Source organism: Bradyrhizobium sp. 6(2017) (genome assembly GCF_011058295.2).
GTDB lineage: Bacteria > Pseudomonadota > Alphaproteobacteria > Rhizobiales > Xanthobacteraceae > Bradyrhizobium > Bradyrhizobium septentrionale.
In genome coordinates this window covers 5,735,809-5,754,261 of the sequence record NZ_CP049289.2, presented here as the reverse complement: position 1 = coordinate 5,754,261, position 18,453 = coordinate 5,735,809, and the positions used below count along the sequence as shown (strand labels likewise).

Sequence of the window (18,453 nt, the reverse complement as noted above, 5' to 3'; positions counted from 1 at the left end):
AGGCGACTGCCATGGAATCCGCGATTCCCACTCATCTGCAAGCAGAACGGTCCCGTCATCGTCGCGTGCCCGACGACTACGCGCCGCCTTATCCATCGTTCGTCGCGCGCCACAAGCCCGCGGTCAAAAGCGTCATCATGGCCTATTTCGGCGTGCAGTTTCGTGGCGAGCCGACCGCCGCAGCGGCCGAGGCGCTGGCGCAAATCGCAAAACGCTTTGCCGGGGACAACGGCCCGACCCATTGGGATCGCGCGCAATATATCGACCAGGCCGGCTTCACCAATGTCGTCTCGGTGGCCTATTGGGACGATGCCGGGCGTTTCGATGCCTGGTTCGACGGCGCGCGCGAGGCTTGGACCGGTGGCGGCGCGGCGGGTGGCGGCGTTGGCCGCTTCATCGAGGTGCTGCGGCCGCATGTTGCGCGCTACGAGACGCTGTTCTCGTCGCTCGGCCGCCCGGAGGGCGTCGCCGTTCTTGCCGACGGCATGAGCGGCGAGGTGCAGGAGCACGCCTATTGGGGCGGCATGCGCGACCGCATTCCGCTGTCGCAAACCGACGCGATGTCGCCGAACGGCGAGCCGCGCGTGATCCGCGACGGCGCGCGCATCCGCGTGGTCGCGCATGACAATCTCTGCCTGATCCGCTCCGGGCAGGACTGGAGCGACACGGAAGCGTCGGAACGCAAGATGTATCTCGACGATGTCGAGCCGGTGCTGCGCGAGGGCATGGATTTCCTGCGCGACGAGGGCGTGCCGATCGGCTGCTACGCCAACCGCTACTTGCGCGTGGTCGACGCCGAGGGGCGGCTGACCGAAAAATCCTACGGCCAGAGCTGGTGGAAGTCGCTGGCGGCGCTGGAGCGCTGGGCGGAATCGCATCCGACCCATGTCAGGATCTTTGGCGCGGCGATGAAGTATCTGTCGACCTTGGGGCCGAGCGCGAAGCTCAGGCTGTATCACGAGGTCACCGTCGCCGCCGCCGACGAGCAGTTCTTCGAATATCTCGGCTGCCACGAACGAACCGGCATGCTGGGCGCGGTGCAACTCGCGGCGGCGCCGTCCGCCTGACGCTGCAGATGCTCGGATAGAGCGAGCGCAGGCCACATCGGAACTGCGTTCCCTCTCCCGCTTGCGGGGGAGGGCTAGGGTGGGGGCTCTCTCCGCCAGTCGTATCGTGGAGAGAGCCCCCGCCCGGATCGCATCTAACGATGCGATCCGACCTTCCCCGCAAGCGGGAGAGGTGCAGCTAGTCTGCCGCAGCACCGATCCGAGCTGACATCGCCGTGGTTAGGGCCGCAGCCGGCCGCCGTGCGCGGTGATGGCCTGCGCCAATTCGACCGCCGGGCCGCGCTTGGTCCGGCGCGCGGTGCGGACCACGAACTCGACGCTGCCAAGCGGCGGCAGGCCTGACGCCGGCATCGCTTCCAATCCGTCGGGGATCAGGCCCTGCGCCTGCGGCGTGATGCCGAGGCCGGCCAGCGCCGCGGCGCGAAGGCCGCTGAGGCTGCCGCTGGAGCAGACGATGCGCCAGGGCCGTCCGAACCGCTCCATCGCTTCCAGCACCACGCTGCGGCTGACGCTCGGCGGCGGGTAGAGGATCAGGGGCAGCGGCTGCTCGGGATCAAGCCGCATGCCGGGCGCGGCGGTCCACACCAGGCGGTCCTGCCACACCAATTGCCCCGCCGCGTCGCCGGGCCGCCGCTTGCCCAGCACGAGATCGAGCTCGCCGGCGTCAAGCTGCTGGTACAGCACGGCGCTCAAGCCCACCGTCAGCTCGAGATCGACCTGCGGATGGCGGCGGACGAAGTCACGCAGCAGATCGGGCAGGCGCGAATTGGCAAAATCCTCCGCGGCGCCGAACCGGACCTTGCCGCGTATTTGCGACCCCGCGAAGTAATCGCGGGCGCGCGCATTGGCCTCGAGGATCGGACGCGCAAAGCCGGTCATCGCCTCGCCGTCGGCGGTGAGGACGACCGAATGCGTGTCGCGCACGAACAGGCGCCGGCCGGCGGCGGCCTCGAGCTTGCGAATGTGCTGGCTCACCGTCGATTGCTTCAGGCCGAGGCGGCGGCCGGCCTCGGTGAAGTTCTGCGTCTGCACCACGGTGAGGAAGGTTTCGAGCTGGGTCGGGTCGAGCATGCCGGCGGTCCGTCATTACATAACGTAATGACAATAACATCGGTAAGAGCGGTTCACAATCGCCCTGCGAAGACGCACTTTCCCATCAAGGAAAGGGAGCCGCCATGACCATCACCCGCCTGCGCTCATTCGTGCCCGTCGACCCCTACATCGCCGCCATCGTCGGCATGGTTGGCCTCGCCACGCTGCTGCCGCTGCACGGGCAGGGCACCGTGATCGGCGGCTATGCCACCGATGCTGCGATCGCGCTGCTGTTCTTCCTCCACGGCGCCCGCCTGTCGACGTCGGAGGCGCTGGTGGGCGCCCGGCACTGGCGCCTGCACCTCGTGATCTTCCTCTCGACCTTCGCGCTGTTCCCGCTGCTCGGGCTCACAGCGCATGCGCTGGCGCCGCATCTACTGACGCCGGCGCTGTGGGCGGGCGTGATCCTGATCTGCATCCTGCCGTCGACCGTGCAGTCGTCGGTCGCCTTCACCTCGATCGCACATGGCAATGTGTCGGCGGCGCTGTGCTCGGCGACCGCCTCCAATCTGCTCGGCATCGTCGCGACGCCGCTGCTGGCGGGCGTGCTGCTCTCGAGCCATGGCGGGTTCTCGGGCAATGCCGCGCTCGACATCGTGGTGCAGCTGCTGCTGCCGTTCGTGGCGGGGCAATTGTCGCGGCCGCTGATCGGCCGCTGGGTCGAGCGGCATCATGCGATGCTCGGCCTGGTCGACCGCGGCTCGATCCTCCTGATCGTCTACACCGCGTTCAGCGACGGCGTCAGCCACGGCATCTGGCACCAGGTCAATGCGACCCAGATGGCCATCGTGCTCGGCCTCGATGCACTGCTGCTCGCAACCGTGCTGCTGATCACCCATTTCGGCAGCCAGCTGCTCGGCTTCTCCCGCGCCGACCGGATCGCCATCATGTTCTGCGGCTCGAAGAAGAGCCTCGCAAGCGGACTGCCGATGGCGAGCGTGCTGTTGGCCAGCCAGTCGGTCGGGCTGATCGTGCTGCCGCTGATGCTGTTCCACCAGATCCAGCTGATGACCTGCGCGGCGCTGGCGCGGCGTTATGCGGGCAACGAGCAAGGGACGTCACATGATGTCGTCCCGGTGCGCGCGTAGGCATTTTGCCTTCGCGTGTCGTCCCCCGGCTTGACCGGGGGACCCAGTACGCCGCGGCTTCTCCGTCACTGACCAGTGTCTCTGGAATACTGGATCGCCCGGTCGAGCCGGGCGATGACACTGTCAGCTTGGCAAGCGATGGCCTTCGACGCTCAGCTTTGTGCTACGCGACGCGCAGGCCTTTCGCGATCTCCTTCTGCGCGTCGAACTCGCGGCGCAGGCGCGCCAGCTCCTCGGCGCTCAGTGCGTCGGCGTTGCTGTAGTCGCGCTTCCACGAAGCGTCCTCGCTCCAGTGCAGCGGCGATTGCACGGTGGTCTGCGGACCGGGAGCCTGCTCCAGCACGCGCAGCGCAAGCTCCATCGTGAACGCCTGCGAGGCCTCGTCATGCGGCTTGCCGGCGGAGTTGCCGAGTGGGAAATCCGAGAACAGGAAGCGCGGCACCGCGGCGTGCTCGACGATATCCTTGGCGCAGCCCATCACGACGGTCGGGATACCGTTCGCTTCGAGATGCCGCGCGACCAGGCTGACGGTCTGGTGGCAGACCGGGCAGTTCGGCACCAACACCGCGACGTCGACCTTGTCGTCACGGCAGCGTTTGAGGATTTCGGGCGCGTCGGTCTCGATGGTCACGCGGTGGCTGCGATTGGTCGGCGCCCCGAAGAAGCGCGGAGCGACTTCGCCGATCTTGCCGGCCGCGGCGAGCCGCTTGAGCTGCGCCAGCGGGAACCAGGTGCCGCTGTCGGTCGCCGCGGTGTGGGTGCGGTCATAGGCGACGTGCGAAATCCGCAAATCGTGTGGCTGCGACGTGTCGCCGTCATAGACCGAATAGAATTTTGCCCCGCCATTGTATTTTGCGCCGGGACCCTGGTCGCCCCTGATGGGATCGAACGGTGCCGCCGTTGTGATGATGGCGACGCGGGACTGGCTCAGCGGTTTGTTCAGGGGTTGGAACGGGGCGGAGGTGTAATGCGCCCAGCGGTAGGGGGTGGTGTAGCCGATCGCCGCGTAATAATCGCGGGTTCGCTTCATGTAGCCGATCGGGGCGTCGTCGTCGGGGGCAAAGCCTGTTTGATCGTCGGAGGCTGCGGCCATTTTGCGCTCCCTTTTGCGCGCCATCATTTCGGTCCATAGCTAGACCACGAGACTGCGGTGTCAAGCCGCGTTGCGCGGGAACAGATTTGCGATGCGAACGGGTCTTTGCGCCGCATTGGTCATGCTTCTGACGCTGCTGCCGCCGGTCGGCGCCGGCGCGGAGGACGCGCCTGCCGCAGCCCCGGCGACGCCGCCAGGCCCCGAGCAGCCCGCATCGCCGCCGGCGGACAAGCCGGCCACGCCTGCCGAGACTCCCGCGGCTCTGCCAGCGGAGCAGCCTGCGACGCCTCCGGGGACGCAGGCCGACAAACCTGCGGCACCTCCAGCGGACACGCCCGCGGCCGACAAGCCCGCAGATGACGCGCGCGAGAGCGACACCCGCGAGGCGATGTGCCTGATGATCGAGTCGGCGGCGCGGGCCAACGATTTGCCGCTCGAATTCTTCGCCCGCGTGATCTGGCAGGAGAGCCGCTTCCAGGCCGATGCGGTGGGGCCCGTCACCCGCAACGGCCAGCGCGCGCAGGGCATCGCGCAGTTCATGCCGGGCACCGCCAACGAGCGCGGACTGCTCGATCCGCTCGATCCGGTACAGGCGCTGCCGAAGTCGGCCGAATTCCTGAGCGAGCTGCGCAACCAGTTCGGCAATCTCGGCCTTGCGGCGGCCGCCTACAATGCCGGCCCGCGCCGGATCCAGGACTGGCTCGCCGGCTCGGGCTACATGCCGCAGGAGACGCGCAACTATGTCACCGCGATCACCGGCTCCAGCGTCGACGATTGGGCCGCCGCCGGCCGCAGCGGCAAGATGCCGGCGCGCGCGCCGACCACGAGCTGCCGCCAGCTGATGGCGCTGTTGAAGCGCGCGCCCAATCCGTTCGTGGCCGGGCTCGAGCAGCACGTCACGCTGTCGGCCGCCAAGCTGTGGGGCGTGCAGCTCGCCGCCGGCTTCAGCCGCGACAAGGCACTTGCGATGTATGCCCGGGCCATCAAGCGGCTGTCGAGCGTGATCGGCGATCAGGATCCGAGCCTCTTGAGCTCGCGGCTGCGGACCCGTGGCAGCGCCACCTTCTACCAGGTGCGCATCGGCGCCGATACGCGCCCCGAGGCCGACGGCCTCTGCAGCCGCATCCGCAAGGCGGGCGGCGCGTGCTTCGTGCTGAAGAACAGGGCGTGATGTCTAAGTCCCGTAGCCCGGACGAAGCGAAATCCGGATATCTCGAATTGCGCTTCGCATCATCGTCATTCCGGGGCACGCGAAGCGTGAACCTCAGGTGCGCAGTTGCGCACCGGGGAATCTCGAGATTCCGGGTTCGATGCTGGCGCATCGCCCCGGAATGACGGACAGAGGTTATCCGGGCTACTGCATACCGGATCTGTGCAGCCATTCGCTTGACCGCTTGAGCATCGCGCCCTAAGCCGCCGCCATTGCAAAACCATCCGGTATCCCGTGGCGCTTCCTCCGCTCGATTCTCCGCAATGGCAGACCTCGTTCCGCGCTTTCCTGTGGGGCGCGCGGTCGATCGGCGCGACGGTGCTGACCCTGGTGCTGTTTGCGACCTATCTCGGCATCGGCGCGCTGGCGCATGATTCCGGTTTCTCGCTGGGCTGGACCCTGGCGAGCACGGCGTTCGTCTGGGCGGGGCCCGCGCAGATCATCGTGATCACGACGCTCGGCTCCGGCGCCACCGTGCTGCAGTCGGCGATCGCGGTCACCGTCAGCGCGATCAGGCTGTTTCCGATGGTGGTGTCGGTGCTGCCGATGATGCGCACCGAGGACACCAAGCGGCGGCATCTGATCCTGGTGGCGCATCTGACGGCGGTGACGCTGTGGGTCGAGTGCTTCCGCTTCCTGCCGCAGGTGCCGCGTATCAGGCGGATCGCCTTCATCCACGGGCTCGGCTGCGGGCTGGTGACCGTTTGCCTGATCGCCAACACGATCGGCTACACGCTCGCCGCCAACCTCACGCCGCTATTGGCCGCCGGCATGCTGATGCTGACGCCGCTCGCCTTCCTGTTCTCGACCGCGCGCAACTGCCGCGAGCTCGCCGACGTCATCGCGCTGGTGCTCGGGCTGTTGCTGTTCCCGCTGGCGGCGATGTTGAACAGCGGCGTCGACATCCTGGTCAGCGGCGTCGTCGCAGGCACCATCGCCTATGGCGTGCACCGGGCGAGGGCAGGCAGCGTGAGGGCGCGCGCATGACGGGCTTCATCGGCGACTGGCACGCGCTGGCGATCCTGTTCGTTGCCGGCGTCATCCCCAACCAGATCTGGCGCATGCTCGGCCTGTGGTTCGGCGGCGGCATCGACGAGAATTCCGAGCTGCTGGTCTGGGTGAGGGCAGTCGCCACCGCGATCCTTGCCGGGATCATCGCGCAGATCGTGGTGCAGCCGCCGGGCGCGCTCGCCAGCGTTCCGGACTGGCTGCGCTACGGCGCCGTCGCAGCGGGCTTTGCGGTGTTCATGCTGACGAGAAAATCGATCTTCGCCGGCGTGATCGCGGGTGAAATCGTGATGCTGGCGGGCAAATACTGGCTCGGCTGATTGCGGCGCACGCATTATCCGCTACTCTCGTCCCCAACAACAACAACGGGGGAAACGGCATGCAGCGGCGCGCATCATCGGCATTCATGGTTGCTCTGGCCGCCGTGCTGGTGGCGGCGCTGCCGGCGCCTGCCGCCGATTATCCGGCGCGTCCGATCAAGTTGGTGGTGCCTTATGCCGCGGGCGGACCGACCGACGTGCTCGGCCGTATCGTCGGTGAGTATCTCGGGCGCGATCTCAAGCAGGTGGTCGTGGTCGAGAACAAGGCCGGCGCGCAGGGCGCGATCGGCGCCGAAGCCGTGGCGCGCTCCGATCCCGACGGCTACACGCTGTTCGTGACGGCAGCCTCGATCTTCGTGCTCAATCCGCTGCTTTACAAAAAGCTGCCTTACGAACCGACCAGGGATTTTCGGCTGCTGGCGGTGATCACCGACGCGCCGATGATCATGGAGGTGCATCCCTCGGTGCCGGCAACGACGATCGCCGAGTTCGTCGCCTACGCCAAAAAGAATCCCGGAAAGCTCAATTTCGGATCGGCCGGCACCGGCGGCACGGTTCATCTCGCCGGCGAGATGTTCAAGCAGATGGCTGGCGTCGAGATGACCCACGTGCCCTACAAGGGCGCCGGGCCGGCGCTGACCGATCTGCTGTCCGGCAATATCCAGCTGATGTTCGACACGCTCGGCACCGCGCTGCCGCCGGTCAAATCCGGCATGCTGCACGCGCTCGGCGTTAGCTCGACCGAGCGGATCTCCGACTTGCCCGATCTGCCCACGATTGCCGAGAGCGGCTATCCCGATTATGCGGTCAGCGTCTGGTATGGTATCGCAGCGCCGTCGAAAGTGCCTGACGAGATCGCCGACAAGATCAAGGCCAGCCTCGACCGGGCCTTGAACGACGAGGCGTTTCGCGCTTCGCTGGTCAAGATCGGTTTCCCGCCGCTGCGCCCGAAGAGCCAGGCCGAGATCGACAAATACGTAGGTGCGGATCGCGCGCGATGGGCGGGCGTGGTCAAGGCGCTGAACATATCGTTGGACTGACACATGGTACGTGAAATGGAATTGCGCCAGGGCGAGGTCGCCGTCGACATGCCGGCGGCGCGCGATGCCGGCCTGGTCTTCATCGGCCGTATCCGCACGCCCTGGACCTCGCGGCTGGCGACGCCGCGGCAGGGGCGGCATGACGGCCCGGTGTGCCGGCTGGAGATCTTTGAGCCCTGGGTTGCCGCGATCAAGGGCGTCGATTTCTACAGCAATCTCGAAGTGCTGTACTGGCTGCACCAGTCGCGCCGCGACATCGTGCTGCAAAGCCCGAAGAACAACGGCAACACCCGCGGCACCTTCTCGCTGCGCTCACCGGTGCGGCCGAACCCGATCGGCACCTCGATCGTCAAGCTGGTCGGCGTCGAGGGCAACGTCATCCTGGTGCGCGGGCTCGACTGCCTCGACGAGACGCCCCTGATCGACGTCAAGCCCGACCGCTGCGAGTTCACCCCGCTCGCCCCGCCGCAGCCGGGGGATTTCGAGACGGAGTGAATTGACGTTCATAGCTCTCTCTTTGAGAGATCTTGCTTGGTGGCATCAGTTGGGCACGCGCTCTTGCGTTTGCGATGTCGGCTGCTCGGTGATCGCTTGCGGATACCGGTCCAGGTGCGGGCCGGCCTTGTCGGAAGAGAACTCGCGCGCCCTGGTCTCCGGCGCGAGATAAACCCAGATGAGCGCGGGGCATGCAATCGCGGCTGCATAGAAAGCGACCGACAAGTTTGCTCCGGTTTTTTCCAGCAACACGGTTCCGACGATCGGGGCGATGGAGCCACCCAGGACAGAGGCGAGCTGATAGCTCGTGGACAGACCGGTGTAGCGAACCGACGTTGGGAACAGTTCCGACAGGTACGCACCCATCGCACCGAGAATGACCCCATGGGAAGCAAGGCATAGAGCAACGCCGACCTGAAGCTGGACGTAGCTGCTCCCGGGAGCGAGGGTGAACAGGCCAAAGCCAGATGCGATGCTGCTGACGAGGCCCACGAGAATGATCGGGCGCCGTCCAACTTTGTCGGAAAGCTGCGCCGCTAGCAGGATCACGAACACTTCTAGCGCCGAGCCCCAGAGCAAGGCATTGAGAGCTTGACCTCGCGAGAAGCCCAGGAATTTGGTCGCCATCAGCAGGAGAAAGGTCGAGAAGAGATACAGCAGCGTATTTTCCGCTGCCTTGACGCAGAACGTCTGAGCCATCTCCCTGAAGTGATGAGTGAACGCCTCACGCAGCGGCGCATGCGCCACCTTGTCCGGGCGAGCGGCCAACTCGAGAAACGCTGAAGACTCTTCCACCTGTCTGCGCGTCCAGAATCCCAGAAGCACTAGCAACCCCGACAGGAAGAACGGAATTCGCCAGGCCCACGCGACGAAGGCGTCGTTGCCGTAGATCAGCTGAACAGTGCCAATAGCGCTCGCTGCGATGACATTGGCCGCCGGACCGGCCAACATTGTGAAACTGGTCCAGAAGGCGCGCTGTGCGGCAGGCATCGTTTCCGCAACGATGAGGATTGCACCCGTCGCTTCGCCGCCGACCGCGACACCCTGCACGATGCGAAGCGCGACCAAAAGCATAGGTGCGGCCACGCCGATGCTCGCGTACGTCGGCAGCAGACCGATCACGAAAGTGCCCGCGCCCATGGCGATCAGGCTGGCAACGAGCAGGCGCTTGCGCCCGATGCGATCACCTACAACGCCAAACACAATGCCGCCCAGCGGACGGGCAATAAAGCCGACGGCGAATGTGCCGAGCGCCAGCAGGGTGGCCAGGAATGGATCACTTGCCGCAAAAAACTGTTTGTCGAAAACCAGGACGGAGCATGCGGCGAAGATAAAGAAATCGTACCACTCGAGCGTGGTTCCGACGGCGCTCGCGAACATCAGATTTATTTTCTTTCTTCTCTCTAACACCTGGACCTCCCTTGACGGCCTGCGCGAGACCTAATTTCCACTGCCGCTCAAACGATCGACCGAATACGGGCCGCCTCCCTTGACGAGGAAGGCCAGTGCGAGCGCCAACAGGATCAGCGAATATTCAAAGCCGGTAGCCAAGCGGCTCCAGGCGATCGCCCAACTTGCTGAGCGAGCGAAACAACGAGCTGACGTTCCGCAGAGCTGTCATCGATCCCCCCCTTGACGGGTGTGGAGAGCCCCAGTTCGTGCGGCTGAGGTCAGCGGTTCGGCCGGTGCATCCGGCGAACCTTTCGGCAGCTCTTACCTCTGTTCGAAAAGATGGATAAGCTGGCCTGATCGAAACATATTGTTCGGAAAAATGGACAATCAAATGAGCCTCGACGAACTTATCGTTTTCGCCAGGGTGGTCGAAGCCAAGAGCTTCACTGCGGCCGGCGAGAAGCTGGGCCTTCCCAAATCGACTGTGAGCCAAAAGATCGCCCGCTTGGAGAAACGCCTCGGCGTGCAGCTCCTGGCTCGATCCACGCGCCAGGTGAGGCCAACCGATCTAGGCGTGAGTTATTATGAACGCTGCGTCAGAGCGATAGCTGAGATCGAGGATGCCGAACTTGCGCTGAGACGCGCGCACCAGGCACCGCGGGGGCTCATTCGCATGACGGCTCCCGTCGAGTTTTCTGTGAATTTCTTGGGCCCGCTGATCGGCGAATTCGTCGGTCAATATCCGGAGGTACAGGTGCAGGTCGATGCAACGTCTCGCCTCGTCGACCTCGTCGAGGAGGGCGTCGACATAGCAATTCGAGTGAACCTCGTTGGGAGCCCCTCGCTCATTGCACGCAAGGTACTGGCGATGCATCGAGGATTGTACGCCAGCCCAGGTTACCTGAAAAATAGGGGAAAGCCGAAACAGCCTACCGACCTACGCCGGCATTCCTGCCTGTGGTTCCCGACTGGGGGCCGGATACCCGAGTGGACCCTTGTGAGCGCGACCGGCAAGCGCAATGTGCCGATTAGTGGATCCATCGCAGCCAACAACTACAGCCTGCTGCGTGACGCCGCGATCGCTGGCGCAGGCATCGCGCTGCTTCCGAGCTACATATGCCGGGATGCGGTGAGCGACAAGCGCCTCGTGCCGGTTCTTGCTGCGTGGAGACCCGAAGATGTCCCGCTTTACCTGTTCCATCCGACGCGGCGATATCTCTCAAGCGCAATCCAAAGCTTTATGGACTTCATCGCAAGCCGACTTGCTTCTCGCCAGAACCAGTTAAGCTTTGGGTGATCACCAGCCTCAGTGATCAACCTTGTGGGATGGGCCAACGAATGACGACGAGGGCGTCACTTCAACGCCGCGATCAACTTGGCCGCATTCGCCTCCAGCACCTTGCCGTCTTCCTTGTGGCTCGCAGGCGGCAGCAGCGCGATGCCGTCCTTGCGCGGCATCACGTGCATGTGCAGGTGGAAAACCACCTGGCCGCCGGCGGGCTCGTTGAACTGCTGCACCGTGATGCCGTCGGCTTCGAACGCCTTCATCGCAGCGGCGGCGATCTTGTGGCCGGCACGCGCGACATGGGCGTAGTCGTCAGCCTTGATGTCGAGGATGTTGCGGGCAGGGGCCTTCGGGATCACCAGCGTGTGGCCGGGCGAGCGCGGCATGATGTCGAGGAAGGCAAGCACGTGCTCGTCTTCATAGACCTTGTAACAGGGGAATTCGCCGCGCAGGATTTTTGCGAAGGGATTGTTGTTGTCATAGGCGGCGGGCATGGCGGCGGCTCCCTGGATTTTGCAGGTCTAAATCTGCAAGTCTAATGTCTCGGTCGCGATCCAAACGTCAAGCGTCGTCGTCGGCAGTCTTCCGGAACGGACCGGCCTCGGCCAGCTCGCGTCCGACTTCGGCGACATAGTCGCGCTCGCGCTTGAGGTAATCGGCGATCGCTTTGCGCAGTCCGGGATCGGCGATGTAGTGCGCCGAATGGGTGATCTGCGGCAGGTAGCCGCGCGCCAGCTTGTGCTCGCCCTGCGCGCCGGCCTCGACCACCTTGAGCCCGCGCTGAATCGCGAAGTCGATCGCCTGATAATAGCAGACCTCGAAATGCAGGAATGGGTGGTGCTCGACCGCACCCCAGTTACGGCCGAACAGCGTGTCCGAGCCGATGAAGTTGATGGCGCCCGCGATCCAGCGGCCGTTGCGCTTGGCCATGACAAGCAGCACGTCCCGGCTCATGCTCTCGCCGATCAGCGAGAAGAATTGTCGGGTCAGGTACGGCCGGCCCCATTTGCGCGAGCCGGTCTCCATGTAGAATTCGAAGAACGCGTCCCAAGCGTCCTCGGTGATGTCGGAGCCGGTCAGCCAGTGGATGGTGATCCCGGCGGCGACCGCCTCGCGGCGTTCGCGCTTGATCCCCTTGCGGTGGCGCGAGTTCAGCGAGCCGAGGAAATCGTCGAAGGTCTTGTAGCCCGCATTGTGCCAGTGGAACTGCTGGTCGGTCCGCTGCAGGAAGCCATGCGCGCCCAAGAATTTTGCCTCATCCTCACGGGCAAATGTCACATGCACCGACGAGGCCTCGGTGGCGTTGCAGAGCGCCCGCAGGCCCCGCGCCAGCGCTGAGCCAATTGCCTCGCGGTCGACGCCGTCACGGATCAGAAGCCGCGGCCCGGTCGCTGGCGTGAAGGGGACGGAGACCTGCAGCTTCGGGTAATAGCTGCCGCCGGCGCGGTGATAGGCCTCGGCCCAGCCGCGGTCGAACACGTATTCGCCCTGCGAGTGCGATTTCAGATAGCAGGGCACGACACCGACGATCCGGCCATCGAGCTTTGCCACCAGGTGCCGCGGCCCCCAGCCGGTCCGCGGGCAGGCCGAATGGGAGGCTTCGGCGGCTGCGAAAAAAGCGTGGGAAACGAACGGGTTATAGCTTGAACTTGCGGTCGCCTGGCAATTGCCTGCGGAGCCGGGCGAGGCCAGCGTGTCGAGGTGATGGATGCTGTCCGCATCCGGCTTCGGATTGGCGCAGGCGTCCCATTCGGCGGGTGGAATGCCGCCGATGTCAGCTACAGCCTCTAGGGTGATTTCAGAAGACGCCATCGAGAATGAAGACCGGTGCCTCGTTCGAGCATGATCTTTCCGGAACAGCTGGCTCCACTTCCGGATCATGCTCCGCATTCCGCCATCGCCGATGACGACCAACGCTTGACCAACGCCTTACCAGCCCTTGCCAAGATCGTGCATCGCAGCGACGACTTCAAGGCTGCAAGGGGACATGTCAGGTTCCCGGTGTAAACCCCTCGAAAATGATCTGGTCGGCGTAGCGCGCGGCGCGTTCGCGCTGTTCCGCCGTCCGCACGGTCCAGGCCAGCAGCGAGCAGCCGAACACCTTGCGGGCGATCCAGGGCGCCGGCGCCGGTAGCTGGTCGACCCAGAAGGCGACGAAATGCGGCTCGGTTTTGAAGCCGTGGCGCAGATAGAGCATGCTGTCGCGCTGCGCCGGCGTCAGCTTGGTCCAGGAACTGTCGTCATAGGTGCGCTGGGCGGTAATGCCGCGTGGCAGGGCCGGCATGATCTCGCGCAGCGCCAGCACCTGGTCGGGATCGAACGACATCCCGACCACCGGGCCGGAATAGGACGACAGCACCTCGGCCATCCGAGCTACCAGCTTGCGGTCGCCGTCGAAATGGCTCTTCACCTCGACCACCAGCGGAACGCGGCCTGCGACCAGCGCGCAGAGATCGCCGAGCGTCATCATCTGCTCGGAGGTATTCTTGAACTTCACCGCCTTCAGCTCGGCTGCGGTCTTGGTCGACAGCAGGCCCGAGCCCTCGGTGAGGCGGCCGAGCGCATCGTCGTGATGCACCATCGCCTCGCCGTCGGAGGTAAGCTGGATATCGCACTCGATAGCGAAATTGCCTGCGACCGCGGCGGTGGCCGCGGCCGGCATGTTCTCGATGATGCCGCGTGCGGCATCGTGCAGGCCGCGATGGGCGACCGGCCGCTTTGTCAGCCAATCAGGGGCACGCATCGGTCAGGAGACTTCGAACACGCCTTCGACTTCGACCGCGGCATCCGCCGGCAGCGAGGCTACGCCGACGGTGGTGCGGGCGTGACGGCCCTTGTCGCCGAACGCCGCAACCATCAGGTCGGAGGCGCCGTTCAGGACCTTCGGTCCGTCGAAGAAGTCCGGTGCGGAGTTGATGAAGCCGCCGAGCCGCACCACGCGCACGACCTTGTCGAGGTCGCCGAGCGCGGCCTTGATCTGCGCCAGCAGATTGATCGCGCAGCCGCGCGCCGCCTCGGTGCCTTGCTCGATCGTGACGCCGGCGCCGAGCTTGCCCTTGGCTATCAGCTTGCCTTCGGCGTTGAAGCAGACCTGGCCCGAGACGAACAGCAGGTTTCCGCTGCGGACGAAGGGCACATAGTTCGCGACCGGGGAGGTCGGCTCGGGAAGTGTGATGCCCTGTGACGCCAGTTTCTGTTCGACGGTACCCGCCATTTTTGATCCCCAAATTGGATTTGCACGAAGCCTGAAACGCGGTCAGGGCCGGGTTTGTTTCGCGCATCGTGCCGCCGGTTGCAAGCGACGGTACGGCAGCAATAACGTTGCTGTTGGGTGTGGAATCGCACGGAAAGCGGTCGAAATTGACGGCATTTTCACCGCGCACATTGCCATTTTGTAAAATTTGCCCCAGTTGCGGCGCAATACCACCGTCACTATTGTGGCGAATCCCTGCCTCCCTGAGGAGAAATCATGATCCTGCCGTTTCGGAAGCCGTCGCGTGCCCTGGTGCTGTCGATTGCCGTTGCCGCAGGGTCCGGTCTGGTTCAGGGGCCGGCCGCCGCTGCGGCCAGCGGGCCGTTTCTCGCGCATCAGGCGCTGTACGATTTGAGCCTGGTGAAGTCGCGCGGCTCCAATTCGGTCAGCGATGCGCGCGGGCGCATCCTCTACAATTTCTCCGGCAGCTCCTGCGAGGGCTACACCTCCGAATTCCGCCAGGTGTCGGAGCTCGACAGCGGCGAGGGCAAGGTGACGCTCTCTGATCTGCGCTCCTCGTCCTGGGAGGATGCGGCGGGCAAAAGCTACCGCTTCAAGATCGACACGCGGATGAACGACAGCGAACCGGCGCCGGTGGACGGCATCGCCGAGCGGGTGGGCGATCATATCACCGTGAAGCTGACCCAGCCGGTGAAGAAGACGTTCAATATCGACGGCAAGGTCCTGTTCCCGACCGAGCAGATCCAGCACATCATCGTCGCCGCCCGCGACGGCAAATCGGTGCTCGAACAGACCGTCTATGACGGCTCCGACAATGGCGAGAAGGTCTACAACACGCTGACCGTGATCGGCCGGCCGATCGCAGGCGACCGCACGCCGTCGTCGCCCGATCCGTCGACGGCGAGCGATGCGATGAAAACGATGACGCGCTGGCCGGTGACGGTCAGCTATTACGACAGCGACGCACGGGCCAAGGACGGCGAGCAGACCCCGGTCTACGCGATGTCGTTCGAACTCTACGAGAACGGTGTCTCCCGCGCGCTGGTGCTGGATTACAACGATTTCGTGATCTCGGGCGCGCTGGACAAGTTCGACGTTAGGGATTCCAAGCCTTGCAAGTGATGGCTGGCTAGCGCCACCCATTTGGCGTCGTCCCGGGCAAGCCAACGGGTCGGCGCGAAGCGCCGCCCGATGACAGGCTCCGCGCGACCCGGGACTAACCACAGGGTTGAGTTGTTGAAGGGGGCTGTGGCCCCAACGTCGCGCAGCAATCACCTTCGGTGGTTATGGGTCCCGGCTTTCGCCGGGACGACCGCGGAGCAAGCCTGAGCACTCCGAGACCGCTCTGGCCGGAACCGTCCGACGCGAGTACGCTTCCCAAAACACGCGTGTCAGGGAGGCACATCATGAGCAAGCGCGACCATCTTCGGCCCAGCGGCCTTCATCACAATCCGGCTTACTCCCACGTCGTCGTCGCGTCGGGCGCGCGCACGATCTACATCTCGGGACAGGTGTCCGTGGACGAGGAGGGCCGGGTGGTTGGCGCCGGCGATCTCGCCGCGCAGACGACGCAGGTGATGCAAAATCTCGGCATGGCGCTGAAGGCCGCCGGAGCCAGCTACGGCAACATCGTCAAGATCACGACCTACGTGGTCGGCTACAAGCCGGAGCTCCGCCCGATCATCGGCAAGGCGCGCTCGGCGTTCTTCGAAGGCATGGAGCCGCCGGCCAGTACGCTCGTCGGCGTCAGCGCGCTCGCGGCTCCGGAATGGCTGATCGAGATCGAGGCGGTCGCGGTCGCGGATTGATACCGATCGTCATGCGCGGGCTTGACCCGCGCATCCATCGCTCTTCAAAGAATCATTCTGGATGGATGGCCGGGCATAGGCGAGCGGAAGCGACGCCGTCCTTCGGACGGCTATGCCCGGCCATGACGACTGGAGACTACTCCTCCGCCGGCTTTGCCGGCCCCTCATACGCAATGCCCCTGATCACGGCGGCGTTGCCGAACTTCTTGCGCAGATTGTCGATGGCGCGTTCGGCGTGCGCCGAGCGGCGGTCGAGCATGTCGGAATCGTTGGCCTGCGAGCCCGGGCGCAGCGCGCTGACGCCGGTGCCCATCAGGCGGAAGGCGGTGCCGTCGATCTCCTTCACCAGCATCTCGCGCGAGACCGCGAAGATCTTGGCGGCGAGCTGGGTCGGGGTCTGGATCGATTGCGAGCGGGTGCGTTGACGGAAGTCCGCGGTCTTCAGCTTCAGCGTGATGGTGCAGCCGGAAAGCTCAGAAGTCTTCAGCCGCGCCGAGACCTTTTCGGACAGCTTCCAGAGCAGCCGTTCGAGCGTTGCGAAGTCGCGGATGTCGGTCTCGAAGGTGGTCTCGCTCGAAATGGTCTTGGCGCCGCGGTCGGGCACCACGCTGCGGTCGTCAATGCCGCGCGCCAGCCGCCACAGCCTGCGGCCTTCGCTGGCGAACTGCTTCATCAGCTCGTTCTCGTCGGCGCGCTGCAAATCGGCGATGTTGCGGAAGCCGCGCTGCACCAGCTTCTCCTGCGTCGCAGGGCCAACGCCGTAGATGAAGCCGACCGGTTTGCTTGCGAGCATCTCGCGCGCCTCGTCTTGGTCGAGCGTGGCGAAGCCCCTGGGCTTGTCGAGGTCGGAGGCGATCTTGGCGAGGAACTTGTTGCAGGACAGCCCGACCGAGACGGTGATGCCGATGTCGCGCTCGACATCGCGGGCGAATTTGGCGAGCACCTTGGCCGGGATCATGCCGTGGACGCGCTGCGTGCCGGCGAGATCGAGGAAGGCCTCGTCGATCGACAGCGGCTCGACCAGCGGCGTCAGCGCCTGCATGGCATGGCGCACCTCGCGCCCGACCCGGACATATTTCGCCATGTCGGGTGGGATCACGGTCGCGTCGGGGCACAGTTCCAGCGCCTTGAACATCGGCATCGCCGAGCGGACACCGTAGGTGCGGGCGATGTAGCAGGCGGCCGACACCACGCCGCGCTTGCCGCCGCCGATGATGACGGGGCGGTCGGCGATATCGGGATTGTCGCGCTTCTCGACGGTGGCATAGAACGCGTCGCAGTCGATATGCGCGAGCGTCAGCGCGGGCAGGGTGCGATGCCGCACCAGCCGCGGCGACCCGCACTGGCTGCAGCGCTTCACCTTGATATCGAGATCGCCGAGGCAGTCTCGGCAGAAACTGAGGGGGCCGTCGTGAGCTGCCGGTGCCGTCGTCACGGCACGTCGCGCTCCCATTGCGGGTCGCCCAGCACCTGACGGGCGGCAGCGATGTTGGTCGGGTGCAGCTCGGAGGCCTTCGCGAACGCCGTCACGGTGGCGTCGTCGCGCATCACAAAATCGAGCACGCTCGCGAGAAATTGAGGGTCGGATGCGGCGTTCCGCAGCGTCTCTGGACCGATTCCAGTCTCGGCCAGAAACAGACCCAGCCGCTCAGGATCGCCGGCAATAAAACCGAGCGCCTGAATCGCAACGATTTCAGCAACTTCCCGGGGGTTGTGAACAGGCTTTTTCAACGCGCCGGTTTGCCTTTCCGTTAACTTATGGTCTCTATTGAGAGGCCCATCATGCCCGAGTCTTCCGCAGGTGTTCAAGCAACGGAAACCTCACCGCGGACGTTTGGACTACGGGATTAACGGGTTAGACCGATTCTGGCGCTAGTTTGAATTCACTTTTTCGACGCGCCCCAAGCGCGGTGCGTGAGGTGCCGCAGCGGGGCCTGTCTCCTGGGTTTGGGAGGGACGGGATGGCCAAAACCGTCCTGATCGTGGAGGACAACGAGCTCAACATGAAGCTCTTTCGCGATCTGTTGGAAGCGCACGGCTATCAGACTTCGGGCACCAGCAATGGCTTCGAAGCGCTCGATCTCGTCCGCAAGCTGCGCCCCGACCTGATCCTGATGGATATTCAGCTGCCGCAGGTTTCCGGCCTCGAGGTCACGCGCTGGATCAAGGACGATCCCGATCTGCGCGCGATTCCGGTGGTCGCGGTCACCGCCTTCGCAATGAAGGGCGACGAAGAACGCATCCGCGAGGGCGGCTGCGAAGCCTATTTGTCCAAGCCGATCTCGGTCGGCAAATTTATTGAGACTGTCCGACGCTTTATCGGATAGGGGAGTTGTGGTGC

The 18,453-nt window shown here is 64.9% G+C and carries 20 protein-coding genes; 11 read left to right on the top strand and 9 right to left on the bottom strand.

The annotated features are described in order from the left end of the window. Positions 1–11: 11 nt before the first annotated feature. A complete protein-coding gene (locus tag G6P99_RS27040; protein WP_029083291.1) occupies positions 12–1,067 on the top strand; it encodes a phenylacetaldoxime dehydratase family protein in 1,056 nt (351 codons plus the stop codon). 219 nt (positions 1,068–1,286) lie between these two features. Here G6P99_RS27040 and G6P99_RS27035 read toward each other — a convergent pair whose 3' ends face one another. Beyond that, positions 1,287–2,138 (bottom strand): LysR family transcriptional regulator, encoded by an 852-nt coding sequence (locus G6P99_RS27035; protein ID WP_029083292.1) that lies wholly within the window; start codon positions 2,136–2,138, stop codon positions 1,287–1,289. A 104-nt stretch (positions 2,139–2,242) separates the two neighbouring features. On the opposite strand from G6P99_RS27035, the gene G6P99_RS27030 reads away from it, so the two are divergent. Continuing rightward, complete coding sequence (locus G6P99_RS27030; RefSeq protein WP_035977593.1) at positions 2,243–3,247, top strand: bile acid:sodium symporter family protein; 1,005 nt, start codon at positions 2,243–2,245, stop codon at positions 3,245–3,247. 163 nt (positions 3,248–3,410) lie between these two features. Here G6P99_RS27030 and G6P99_RS27025 read toward each other — a convergent pair whose 3' ends face one another. Beyond that, positions 3,411–4,340, bottom strand: coding sequence for a glycine/sarcosine/betaine reductase selenoprotein B family protein (locus G6P99_RS27025; protein WP_029083294.1), 930 nt, complete (start codon positions 4,338–4,340; stop codon positions 3,411–3,413). A 91-nt stretch (positions 4,341–4,431) separates the two neighbouring features. Here G6P99_RS27025 and G6P99_RS27020 point away from each other — a divergent pair, with 91 nt between their 5' ends. The 5 genes from G6P99_RS27020 (at position 4,432) to tsaA (ending at position 8,413) form a co-directional block, all read left to right on the top strand. Beyond that, entirely contained in the window at positions 4,432–5,511 is a 1,080-nt protein-coding gene (locus G6P99_RS27020; protein ID WP_334261682.1) for a lytic transglycosylase domain-containing protein, read from the top strand. Between the two features lie 273 nt (positions 5,512–5,784). Next, a complete protein-coding gene (locus G6P99_RS27015) occupies positions 5,785–6,537 on the top strand; it encodes an AzlC family ABC transporter permease (protein WP_029083296.1) in 753 nt (250 codons plus the stop codon). Next, the gene (locus G6P99_RS27010) at positions 6,534–6,878 is read left to right on the top strand and encodes an AzlD domain-containing protein (protein ID WP_029083297.1); all 345 of its coding nucleotides are present in this window, start codon (positions 6,534–6,536) and stop codon (positions 6,876–6,878) included. The genes G6P99_RS27015 and G6P99_RS27010 overlap by 4 nt, the downstream gene beginning before the upstream one ends. Positions 6,879–6,937: 59 nt before the next feature. Next, positions 6,938–7,918 carry a Bug family tripartite tricarboxylate transporter substrate binding protein gene (locus G6P99_RS27005; protein ID WP_029083298.1) on the top strand — a complete coding sequence of 327 codons (981 nt, stop codon included), beginning with the start codon at positions 6,938–6,940 and terminating at the stop codon, positions 7,916–7,918. A gap of 3 nt (positions 7,919–7,921) precedes the next feature. Next, positions 7,922–8,413, top strand: coding sequence for a tRNA (N6-threonylcarbamoyladenosine(37)-N6)-methyltransferase TrmO (gene tsaA, locus G6P99_RS27000; protein ID WP_029083299.1), 492 nt, complete (start codon positions 7,922–7,924; stop codon positions 8,411–8,413). Positions 8,414–8,458: 45 nt separating this feature from the next. Here the strand turns inward: tsaA and G6P99_RS26995 are convergent, their stop codons facing one another. Beyond that, on the bottom strand, positions 8,459–9,793 hold the full coding sequence (locus tag G6P99_RS26995) for an MFS transporter (RefSeq protein WP_165123996.1): 1,335 nt from the start codon (positions 9,791–9,793) through the stop codon (positions 8,459–8,461). A 403-nt stretch (positions 9,794–10,196) separates the two neighbouring features. Between G6P99_RS26995 and G6P99_RS26990 the strand changes: the two genes are divergently transcribed. After that, a complete protein-coding gene (locus G6P99_RS26990) occupies positions 10,197–11,102 on the top strand; it encodes a LysR family transcriptional regulator (protein WP_035977608.1) in 906 nt (301 codons plus the stop codon). Positions 11,103–11,158: 56 nt separating this feature from the next. Here the strand turns inward: G6P99_RS26990 and G6P99_RS26985 are convergent, their stop codons facing one another. The 4 genes from G6P99_RS26985 to G6P99_RS26970 all read right to left on the bottom strand — a co-directional run bounded on the left by G6P99_RS26985 (position 11,159) and on the right by G6P99_RS26970 (position 14,304). After that, positions 11,159–11,584 carry an HIT family protein gene (locus G6P99_RS26985; protein WP_029083300.1) on the bottom strand — a complete coding sequence of 142 codons (426 nt, stop codon included), beginning with the start codon at positions 11,582–11,584 and terminating at the stop codon, positions 11,159–11,161. A 67-nt stretch (positions 11,585–11,651) separates the two neighbouring features. Further along, on the bottom strand, positions 11,652–12,902 hold the full coding sequence (locus G6P99_RS26980) for a GNAT family N-acetyltransferase (RefSeq protein ID WP_165123993.1): 1,251 nt from the start codon (positions 12,900–12,902) through the stop codon (positions 11,652–11,654). Positions 12,903–13,080: 178 nt separating this feature from the next. Next, positions 13,081–13,833 carry a glycerophosphodiester phosphodiesterase gene (locus G6P99_RS26975; RefSeq protein WP_029083302.1) on the bottom strand — a complete coding sequence of 251 codons (753 nt, stop codon included), beginning with the start codon at positions 13,831–13,833 and terminating at the stop codon, positions 13,081–13,083. A gap of 3 nt (positions 13,834–13,836) precedes the next feature. Beyond that, positions 13,837–14,304: a RidA family protein gene (locus G6P99_RS26970; protein ID WP_029083303.1), complete on the bottom strand. Its 468-nt coding sequence runs from the start codon at positions 14,302–14,304 to the stop codon at positions 13,837–13,839. A gap of 255 nt (positions 14,305–14,559) precedes the next feature. On the opposite strand from G6P99_RS26970, the gene G6P99_RS26965 reads away from it, so the two are divergent. Both G6P99_RS26965 and G6P99_RS26960 read left to right on the top strand, forming a co-directional pair. Further along, positions 14,560–15,426, top strand: a complete 867-nt coding sequence (locus G6P99_RS26965; protein WP_029083304.1) for a cell envelope integrity EipB family protein — start codon at positions 14,560–14,562, stop codon at positions 15,424–15,426. Between the two features lie 284 nt (positions 15,427–15,710). Beyond that, on the top strand, positions 15,711–16,112 hold the full coding sequence (locus G6P99_RS26960) for a RidA family protein (protein ID WP_165123990.1): 402 nt from the start codon (positions 15,711–15,713) through the stop codon (positions 16,110–16,112). 136 nt (positions 16,113–16,248) lie between these two features. Here G6P99_RS26960 and G6P99_RS26955 read toward each other — a convergent pair whose 3' ends face one another. Together G6P99_RS26955 and G6P99_RS26950 are read right to left on the bottom strand one after the other, a co-directional pair. Then, entirely contained in the window at positions 16,249–17,565 is a 1,317-nt protein-coding gene (locus tag G6P99_RS26955; RefSeq protein ID WP_156928793.1) for a DNA polymerase IV, read from the bottom strand. Beyond that, positions 17,544–17,843, bottom strand: a complete 300-nt coding sequence (locus G6P99_RS26950; protein ID WP_029083307.1) for a DUF3572 domain-containing protein — start codon at positions 17,841–17,843, stop codon at positions 17,544–17,546. Before G6P99_RS26950 ends, G6P99_RS26955 begins: the two co-directional genes overlap by 22 nt. Positions 17,844–18,073: 230 nt before the next feature. Between G6P99_RS26950 and G6P99_RS26945 the strand changes: the two genes are divergently transcribed. Next, positions 18,074–18,439 carry a response regulator gene (locus G6P99_RS26945; protein WP_028336390.1) on the top strand — a complete coding sequence of 122 codons (366 nt, stop codon included), beginning with the start codon at positions 18,074–18,076 and terminating at the stop codon, positions 18,437–18,439. Positions 18,440–18,453: the final 14 nt, after the last annotated feature.